The 9,552-nt window shown below is 48.4% G+C and carries 7 protein-coding genes and 1 pseudogene; 7 read left to right on the top strand and 1 reads right to left on the bottom strand.

Features of this window, described 5'->3' with window-relative positions:
* The 3 genes and pseudogenes from AC1WIP_RS06605 to AC1WIP_RS06615 all read left to right on the top strand — a co-directional run.
* On the top strand, positions 1–1,831 hold a 1,831-nt coding region (locus AC1WIP_RS06605; protein ID WP_481141103.1), incomplete at its 5' end, for a glycosyl hydrolase family 95 catalytic domain-containing protein.
* 92 nt (positions 1,832–1,923) lie between these two features.
* Complete coding sequence (gltX, locus tag AC1WIP_RS06610; RefSeq protein ID WP_481141104.1) at positions 1,924–3,378, top strand: glutamate--tRNA ligase; 1,455 nt, start codon at positions 1,924–1,926, stop codon at positions 3,376–3,378.
* A pseudogene (locus AC1WIP_RS06615) lies at positions 3,371–5,095 on the top strand (ATP-dependent helicase); the annotation flags it as partial. The gene gltX and the pseudogene AC1WIP_RS06615, both read left to right, overlap by 8 nt.
* Before the next feature lie 83 nt (positions 5,096–5,178).
* Here the strand turns inward: AC1WIP_RS06615 and AC1WIP_RS06620 are convergent.
* On the bottom strand, positions 5,179–5,496 hold the full coding sequence (locus AC1WIP_RS06620) for a DUF1292 domain-containing protein (RefSeq protein WP_481141105.1): 318 nt from the start codon (positions 5,494–5,496) through the stop codon (positions 5,179–5,181).
* Between the two features lie 185 nt (positions 5,497–5,681).
* Between AC1WIP_RS06620 and AC1WIP_RS06625 the strand changes: the two genes are divergently transcribed.
* The 4 genes from AC1WIP_RS06625 to AC1WIP_RS06640 form a co-directional block, all read left to right on the top strand.
* Positions 5,682–7,574, top strand: coding sequence for an alpha-amylase family glycosyl hydrolase (locus AC1WIP_RS06625; RefSeq protein ID WP_481141107.1), 1,893 nt, complete (start codon positions 5,682–5,684; stop codon positions 7,572–7,574).
* 4 nt (positions 7,575–7,578) lie between these two features.
* Entirely contained in the window at positions 7,579–8,178 is a 600-nt protein-coding gene (locus AC1WIP_RS06630) for a DUF5662 family protein (RefSeq protein ID WP_481141108.1), read from the top strand.
* 40 nt (positions 8,179–8,218) lie between these two features.
* Positions 8,219–8,596 (top strand): hypothetical protein, encoded by a 378-nt coding sequence (locus tag AC1WIP_RS06635; RefSeq protein ID WP_481141109.1) that lies wholly within the window; start codon positions 8,219–8,221, stop codon positions 8,594–8,596.
* A gap of 157 nt (positions 8,597–8,753) precedes the next feature.
* Positions 8,754–9,552, top strand: a 799-nt coding sequence (locus AC1WIP_RS06640) for a lactonase family protein (RefSeq protein ID WP_481141111.1), incomplete at its 3' end; no start/stop codon positions are given.

Here is a 9,552-nt window from a genome sequence, read left to right on the forward strand (position 1 = left end):
GGATATTATCTATCACAGGGAAACCTTTGCAGATGCGGAAAATAACTGTATCATAACCAGAATCTGGGCGGAGGGTGGAAAAGTATCGGCTGCTGCGCGGCTTCTTCGCCCGGGGTTCTGTGACGGCTCCCTTCGGTCTGAGGGCTGTATGCTCATGGAGGGACGGCTGGGAGAGATGGCAGAAGAGCTTCAGGAGAAAAAGGATGGAACCGTCAAAGACTATGGTTTCTGCGCAGGCATCAAAGTGAAGGCCTCCGGTGGACGCCTTTTTGCTCTTGGAGAAAGCCTGCAGGCGGAAAATGCGGATGAAATTCTGGTTTTCTTTACCGCCGGAACCCATTTCCGGCACAGTGATCCCAGAGCATATGTGCTGCGCACCCTGCAGGAGGTGTCGGCAAGACCTTACGAAGGGCTGCGGCAGGCCCATATCAGAGAGTACCGGAGATATTTTGACAGAGTAAAGTTGTCTCTGGCAGAGAAAGAAAACAGGGAGGAGGGTCAGCCCTCCAACAGCCTGATGAAGCTTTATTTTGACTATGGACGGTATCTTTTGATTTCTGCAAGCCGCCCCGGATCGCTGCCAGCCAATCTGCAGGGCATCTGGAACCGGGAGTACAATCCTCCCTGGGGTTCCAAATATACCATCAATATCAATACGGAAATGAATTATTGGCCGGCGGAAATGTTTGGCCTTTCTGAAATGCACCTGCCATTGTTTGAAATGCTTGAGAAAATGGCGGAAAATGGAAGGGAGACCGCTGAGAAAATGTATGGGTGCCGGGGCTTTGCAGCACACCATAATACCGATCTCTGGGGAGATACGGCGCCCCAGGACGTTTATACGCCTGCCACAGTCTGGCCCATGGGAGGGGCCTGGCTGAGCACCCATATCTGGCTTCATTATGACTACACCAGAGACCTGGCGTTTTTAGAGAGAATGTATCCTGTATTAAAGGATGCCGTATTCTTTTTCCTGGATTATCTGGTAGAATATCAAGGATACCTGGTGACAACCCCCTCTGTTTCGCCGGAAAATAAATATATACTGCCGGACGGCACAAAAGGCTGTGTCTGCTTTGGCCCGGCTATGGACAGCCAGATTCTGCGGGAGCTGTTTGAACAATTTCTGAAAGCGGACAAGCTTTTGGGAGAACGGGATAAGGCCTTTGCAGAAGAGGTAAGAAAATGCCTGAAAAAGCTGCCGCCTCACCGTATTGGCAGGAATGGACAGCTTCTGGAGTGGTTTGAGGAATATGAGGAGGCGGAGCCAGGCCACAGGCATATTTCCCATCTGTACGCTTTACATCCGGCCTTTCAGATCCGGGCGGGACAAAAGGACGCCTGCCAGAGGGCTCTTGTGCAGGCTGCCAGGACAACCCTGGAAAGCAGGCTGAAAAACGGAGGCGGCCATACGGGCTGGAGCCGGGCCTGGATTATGAATTTCTATGCAAGGTTAATGGATGGACAGGCCTGCTATGAAAATTTCGTGCAGCTTTTGCAGAAATCTACACTGCCTAATCTTTTGGACAATCATCCGCCCTTTCAGATTGACGGGAATTTTGGAGCCATAGCGGCGGTGGGAGAAATGCTGCTGCAGTCGGTGGAGGAGGAAGTACTGCTTTTACCGGCACTTCCCCCCAAATGGGAGGAAGGCTCCATAGAAGGCATACGCGCCAGGGGAAATGCTTCCTACGATATTTACTGGAAGGATGGAAAGCTTCTGCGGTTTTGCGTAAATGCCGTTTCCCAGTATACCTGTCAAGTTACATGGAAGGACAGACAGTGGCAGGTTCTCTTAAAGGCAGGAGAAAAAAAGGAATATTTTCCATGAAATACATTGCGGTTTTTGGAAAAAAAAGATAGAATAGGAAAAGTGTCAAATAGGAAAGAGATGTCCGCTTAAACGGACAGGGAGGTGTAGCAGTGAAAATCAGGACAAGATATGCGCCCAGCCCCACCGGCAAAATGCACGTGGGAAATCTGCGCTCTGCTTTATATGAATTTTTGATTGCAAAGCATGAAAATGGAGATTTCATGCTGCGGATCGAGGATACCGATCAGGAGCGTTATGTGGAGGGTGCCACACAGCTCATATACCGTACCCTGGAAAAAACCGGTCTGATTCCGGATGAGGGACCGGACAAGGACGGAGGATACGGTCCCTATGTGCAGAGTGAGCGTATGCGCACAGGCATTTATATGAAATATGCGAAAGAGCTGATTGAAAAGGGAGAAGCATATTACTGCTTCTGCGACAAGGAGAGGCTGGCATCCTTAAAAACCGAGGTGGTGGACGGCAAGGAAATCATGATCTATGACAAGCACTGCCTGTCCTTGACGAAAGAAGAGGTGGAAGCAAATCTTGCCCAGGGTAAGCCCTATGTAATCCGCCAGAATATTCCCAACGAAGGGAAAACCACCTTTCATGATGAGCTTTATGGAGATATTACCGTGGACAACGATCAGCTGGATGATATGATACTGATGAAATCCGACGGTTATCCCACCTACAATTTTGCAAATGTGGTGGACGATCATACCATGAATATCACCCATGTGGTGCGGGGAAACGAATACCTGTCCTCCTCCCCTAAATATGTGCGGCTGTACGAGGCCTTTGGCTGGCAGGTGCCGGTGTATATCCATCTGCCCCTGATCACGGATGAAAACCATAAAAAGCTGAGCAAGCGAAGCGGTCATGCTTCCTTTGAGGATTTGCTGGAGCAGGGCTTTGTCACAGAGGCCATTGTGAATTATGTGGCGCTGCTTGGCTGGAGCCCTGAGGACAACCGGGAGATTTTTTCTCTAAAGGAGCTGATTCAGGAGTTTGATTATCACAGGATCAGCAAATCCCCCGCTGTGTTTGACATAGTAAAGCTAAGATGGATGAACGGGGAATATTTAAAGGCCATGGACTTTGACACCTTTTACAGTATGGCGGAGCCTTACCTGAAGGCTGTCATCACAAAGCCCTATGACTTAAAAAAGATTGCGGCCATGGTGAAAACCAGAATTGAGGTATTTCCCGATATAGCCTCCCATGTGGACTTTTTTGAGGAGCTGCCGGAATATGACCCGGACATGTATACCCACAAGAAGATGAAAACGGACAAAGCCTCCTCCCTGGAGGTGTTAAAAGAGGTGCTCCCCATTTTGGAGGCTCAGGAGGATTACAGCAACGATGGGCTGTATCAGAGGCTTTTGCAATATGTGGAGGAAAAGGGCTGCAAAAACGGCTATGTGATGTGGCCTATCCGGACGGCGGTTTCCGGAAAGCAGATGACGCCTGCAGGGGCAACGGAGATTTTGGAAATCTTAGGTAAGGAGGAATCTCTGCAGAGAATCCGAAAGGGGATTGCGCTGCTTGAAAATGCCTGACTTAAAAGCGTTGAATGATGCACAGCGGGAAGCTGTGACCTACGGAGAGGGGCCCCTTTTGGTGCTGGCGGGCCCCGGCTCCGGCAAAACTCTTACCATTACCCACCGTATTTTTTATCTGCTCTTGGAAGAGAAGGTTCCCCCGGAACGGATTCTGGTAATCACCTTTACCAGGGAAGCGGCTAAGTCCATGCAGAATCGCTTTCTGAAGGAATGCAGCGAGGTGATGCCCGTAAGCTTTGGAACCTTTCACTCTTTCTTTTATCACATTTTGAGAGCTTCTCACATTCTTACAAATCCAAGAATTTTATCCATGCAGGAGAAAAAACAGCTTCTGCTTCCCCTGATGAAAAAATATAAAAAGGAAAATAGTCCGGAGAACCTGGAGGAGGACGCCTTGAAGCTGCTTGGCGCCATGAGTTTTTACAAAAATACCGGAGAGGAGGCTGGGACGGTTTTGGCGCTGGAGCCTGAGTGGCGGGACTGCTTTTTGCCTTTATGCCGGGAATACGAAAGAGAGAGGCAAAAGACAGGGGCCTTGGACTATGACGATATGCTTTCCCTGTGCCTGGAATATCTGAAGAGGGATGAAAAGCTTCTGGCCTATTGGCAGAAGCGCTTTGATCATATTTTGATGGACGAATTTCAGGACATTAACCCGGTGCAGTATGAAATCATAAAGCTTTTAGGGAAAAACTGCCGGGGGATTTTTGCGGTGGGGGACGACGATCAGTCTATTTATGGATTCAGAGGCTCCAAGCCTGCCTGCTTGAAGCGGTTTGTTTCTGAGTTTGGGGCCAGGCAGCTTCTTTTAGATATCAACTATCGGAGCGGGCCGGAAATTGTAAAGGCTTCTCTCTTGGTTATCGGGGAAAACAAGGATCGTTTCTCCAAAGAGCTTCGAGCCTGTCTGCAGAAAAAGGAGGAGGTCGGAAGGGTAAAAATCCGTTCCTTTGAGAAAAGGGAGGAGCAGTATCTGGCGGTGATACAGAACATTCAGAGCACGGAGAAAGCACAGTCCAGGGCGGTATTGTTTCGTACCAATCATTTGATGCAGCGGTTTGCCATATGCCTGAAAAGGGCAGGAATTCCTTATGAGATAAAGGAAAGCGTTCAAAATCCGTATGAACATTTTATTCTGAAGGATGTGACCGCATATATGAAGCTGGCGCTTGGAAAGAATGCAAGAGAAGACTGGCTGCGCGTCTGGCGGACGGTTCCCTTTGGAGACCGGGAAGCTTTGGGGTTTGAACTGAAGGCTTTTCAAAAGGGGAAGGGCGCAGAGCTTACGGAAAAGCTCAGTCAGGGGAGACATTTTCCGCCGGGCCTTTTGGTGCGTTATATAAGAAAAGCTCTGGGATATGAGGCTTTTTTGAAAAGAAAGGCGGCAAAGGACCGGGAAAGGCTGGAGGAGTGGCTGGAAATACTGGAATGGGCCCAGACAGACGCTTCCTGTTTTTCAACCATAGAGAAATGGCTGGAGGCTCAGCGTACATGCCCTGACACAGACCGGCCGGATAAAGAAGGGCCGGACAAAGAAGGGCATAAGAAAGGAGTATGCCTTATGACGGTTCATGCCTCCAAGGGTTTGGAATTTGACCATGTGTACCTGCCGGACTGCAATGAAAGAATTTTTCCTCATGGATGTCTGCCCGATGAGGAGGCCTGTGAGGAAGAGCGCAGAATTTTTTATGTGGCTATGACGAGATCGAAGAAAAGCCTGGAGCTGTTTTTCGTGACCGGCACGAAAGAGCGCCCCAGGCTTCCATCGAGATTTCTGAATCCTCTGTGGAAGGAATATTATTCGTCTACTAATTCGTCAAATTCACAGCTGTCCAAATATTCGTCAAAGGCATCCGCAACGCGTTCGTATTCTTCATCATCCTCGATAAAGGAAAGATCCGGCTCCTCATTTGGATCATCGGGATTTTCGCTGTAGCCGTAAAACCAGACCTCGCCGTCCTCATTTTCACCGTTTTCATCTAAAGGCAGAAGAACGATATAGTCCTTTCCCTCCACTGCCAGGATGGTGATGACAGCACAGTTTACAATGCTTCCATCCTCCAGCTCCAGCTCAACAGTCATTTCCTCATCTTCATAATCTTTTTGGTTTGCCATATATTTTCTCCTTTTATTTCAGTTTTTCAACTGTCTGTTTCAATTATAACTGCTTGTGATTTTTCTTGCAATACATTATAATGAAATAAGATTCTAGGCATATTTTTTACACGGCGGTTTGTGTCTGTGCGCTGCTTGCCACAAAATCGCTTATGCGCAAAAGCAGCGTAGAAACGAGGATGAAAATGACAGAAAAAAGATTACCCTTAAGGCCATATCCTCTTGGTGCGCACTGTGAGGAGGGCGGAATCCGCTTCTCCTTTGTATCGGAAAAAGAAAAATGCGGCATTGTGCTGTATGAGAGAGAAACTGGAAAAAGGCTCCGCAGGATTCCTTTTTCTAAAGAAGAGAAAATAGGGGACATTTACTGTAAATTTTTGGAGGGATTGGATGGGGATTCCATTTCTTACCAATTTTACGAAGAGGACAGAATTGTTGCGGATCCCTATGCCAGAGGCTTTCTGTCCGGTCATGCCTACGGCAGGGCGCGCCAGGAGAGCGGTCTGCGGGCGGTGCTTTTGAAAACAGATTTTGACTGGGAGGGAGATAAAAGACCGGGGTTAGCCTACGAGGACTGCGTCTGCAGCTGTATCCACGTGAGAGGCTTTACCAGACATCCCTCCTCCGGCGTATCCTGCGGTGGAACCTTTCTGGGCGTTACGGAGAAGCTGCCGTATTTGAAGGAAAGCGGATTTACCACCATTGAGCTGCAGCCATGCTATGAGTTTATTGAGCTTTCTGCCGAGCCGTCTTTTGAAACGTCCGCAGAATGCCTGGAGGCGAAAAAGGAGCAGGCCTTTCTTCCGCGGAAGGAGGCGTCCGAAGCCGGACCCAGGCTGAATTACTGGGGCTATAAAAAGGGCTTTTATTACGCGCCGAAAGCGGGCTATGCCGCTTCGAAGGATCCCTGTGTGGAATTTAAAAATATGGTGAAGGCCTTTCACAAAAACAATATGGAAATCGTTATGCAGTTTTATTTTCCAAAGGACGCGGAAGGGATGGATATTTCTGAAATTCTGCGTTTCTGGGTATTGGAATACCATGTGGACGGGTTTCATCTGATGGGGGAAAATCTGCCCGTGAACCAGATTGCAAAGGATCCGGCGCTGTCGGATACCAAACTATGGTATTACGCCTTTGACGCGGATGAAATTTACCGGGGCAGAACTCGGGAAAAACAGAAAAATCTGGCGGTATACCAGGACGATTATATGTATATTATGCGCAGATTCCTAAAAGGAGATGAAAACATGCTGGAGAGCGTGATTCATCAAATGCGCTGTAATCCTAGGAGAATGGGAAGAATTCATTATATTACCAATTATTATGGATTTACGCTGGCAGATATGGTTTCCTATGACCGAAAGCACAATGAGGCCAATGGAGAGGGAAATCGGGATGGAAGTAATTATAACTGCAGCTGGAACTGTGGGGAGGAGGGAAGCACTCGCAGAAAGAAAGTAAAGGAGCTTCGGATCAAGCAGATGAAAAATGCCATTTGTCTGCTTCTTTTTTCCCAGTCCGTTCCCCTTTTATTTATGGGGGACGAATTCGGCAATTCCCAAAGGGGCAATAACAATCCCTATTGCCAGGACAATGCAGTGGCCTGGCTGAACTGGAATGATCTGGAAAAGAACAGGGAGCTGTATGCTTTCTGGTGCAAAATGACGGCGCTTCGCAAGGCCCACCCTATACTGCATCCCGGGGAAGAACTAAAGGGCATGGATTATCTTGCGCTGGGATATCCGGATTTATCCTATCACGGAAAAAGTGCCTGGAAGCCTCAGCTGGAGGGCTATAACAGACATATTGGCATTATGTATTGCGGCAGATATGAAAAGCTGCCGGATTCCATGGATGACGACTTTTTTTATCTGGCGGTGAATATGTACTGGGAGTATCAAAAACTGGCCATGCCGAAACTGCCAAAGGGCCTGCAGTGGAAGCTTGTGTGTGTCACGGCGGGAGAAGATCAGATGAAGGACGAGGGGGAGGAGACCCATAGAAGGATTCCCCCCAGAAGTATTGCGGTCTTTCAGAGTATTTCTGTGGAGGCAGCAGGAAAGCAGGTCGTATGAAAGAATGAGTAAGGCGTGGAAACATTTTAAGACAATTACCTATCATAAGTATCTGGTTGCCAAAGGCTGCTTCCGGGTTGGGCTGTACAGACAGGGACTGTTTCATGACCTGTCAAAATACAGTCCTGCGGAATTTCTGGTGGGCGCCAGATATTATCAGGGAAACAGAAGCCCTAACAATGCGGAGCGGGAAGCCATAGGCTATTCCAGCGCCTGGCTTCATCACAAGGGCAGAAACAAGCATCATTACGAGTACTGGATTGATTATTCCACCAGGGACGTACCGGGAGGCATGGCTCCTGTGCCAATGCCTTATAAATATATTGTAGAGATGATCATGGACAGGATAGCGGCCAGCAAGGTATATCTGGGCGGCAGCTATACGGACGAAGCTCCCCTTACCTATTACTACGGGGGTACGGATAAAGCGCCCATACATGAGGATACCAAAAGAATTTTAGAGGAAATGCTCATTATGCTTGCAAAGAGGGGAGAGGAGGAAACCTTTCGGTGTATGAAGGAGGAGCTGAAGAGAAGAAAGAATAAAGCGGGAAAAGAGGGAAACAAAACAAGGGACATGCAACAGAGGCGGCCTGTGGAATAAAATAAAGTAAATAGAATATTTGTTTCATATAGGAGCTGAAATGAACTGTATTGTTTTGTTGCTGCTGTTGTGCTGCTTTGGCAATTCCGGAAATACATGGTGTGGGAATGGTGTGGAAGGCAACAGTGATTCCTGCGGATGCGAGGATGACAATAGGGACTGCGGCCGAGACCGCGACAGAGACCGCAGCCAGGATCGAGACCACGACAGGGATTGCGGCTGCGACAGAGACCGCGACCGTGATAGAGATCGTGACTGTGACAGAGACCGGGATCGTGACCGCGACCGCTGTGATAGGCCGGGATTCATGCCGCCTCCCTGGAATGACCGGGGCTGTAACAGCAGACAGGAATCGGGGAGACAGGATTTTTCCAATTATGGGCGTGGAGAAACCTGCGGGTGCGAGACAAAGGAATAGCAAAAAGGGATGCTGTGGGCAAAAGCTGCAGCATCTTCTTTTTTTACGGCGATATAGGATACCAGGACCGTGAAATTTATAGGGAAAAAGTATTTTACAACCCTAAATTTTGTGCTATATTAAGGATAGCTTTAAAATACCTAAGGAGGCAGCGGCTATGGCAGAAGAGAAGTATGTGGCGTACGTGTCTACCTATACCCAGGGGGACAGCCATGGAATCAAAATATATGATGTGGATATGGAGCGGGGGAGGTTTGTGGAAAAGGATAAGGTGGAGATTACAAATTCTTCCTATGTGACGATTTCTCACAACGGCAGATATCTGTATTCCATCACGGATTTCGGCGTGGAGTCCTACCATATTCTGGAGGACGGCAGTCTTGAGCTGATCAATTTTGCGCCGATCAACGGAATGAGAGGCTGCTATGTGTCAACGGATTACACGGACAGCTATTTGTTTGTGGCCGGCTATCACGACGGAAAGCTGACAGTGCTGCGCCTGAAGAAGGACGGCTCCATTGGAGAAATCACGGATGAGATTTATCATAAAGGCCTTGGAAGCATTGCAGAGCGGAACTTCAGGCCCCACATTAACTGTGCCCGCATGACCCATGATAATAAGTATCTTCTGGTGGCAGACCAGGGAATGGACCATGTGAATGTCTACAGTCTGGACCTGAACAAGGGAAAGGTGAGGCTCATGGATATTATCCGCAGCGAGCTGGAGTCCGCACCCAGACATATCAAGATTTCCCAGGACGGAAGATTCATTTATATTGTACATGAATGGAAATGCTATATTGATGTTTATTCTTATGAGGACAGAAACGGCATGCCGTATTTTGAGAAGGTGCAGACTGTTGAGACGGTTTCCCTTACCAAGGGAAGCAACAATGCGGCCAGTGCATTGAGCTTTTCCAGCGATTACAATTATCTGCTCAGCACCAATGCAGGGG

This window comes from Acetatifactor sp. (genome assembly GCF_982438285.1).

Excerpts from the sequence above, each read along its gene's own strand:
- AC1WIP_RS06620 (WP_481141105.1), bottom strand. The coding sequence starts at position 5,496 with ATGGCAAACCAAAAAGATTATGAAGATGAGGAAATGACTGTTGAGCTG.
- AC1WIP_RS06625 (WP_481141107.1), top strand. The coding sequence starts at position 5,682 with ATGACAGAAAAAAGATTACCCTTAAGGCCATATCCTCTTGGTGCGCAC.
- AC1WIP_RS06630 (WP_481141108.1), top strand. The coding sequence starts at position 7,579 with ATGAGTAAGGCGTGGAAACATTTTAAGACAATTACCTATCATAAGTAT.
- AC1WIP_RS06635 (WP_481141109.1), top strand. The coding sequence starts at position 8,219 with ATGAACTGTATTGTTTTGTTGCTGCTGTTGTGCTGCTTTGGCAATTCC.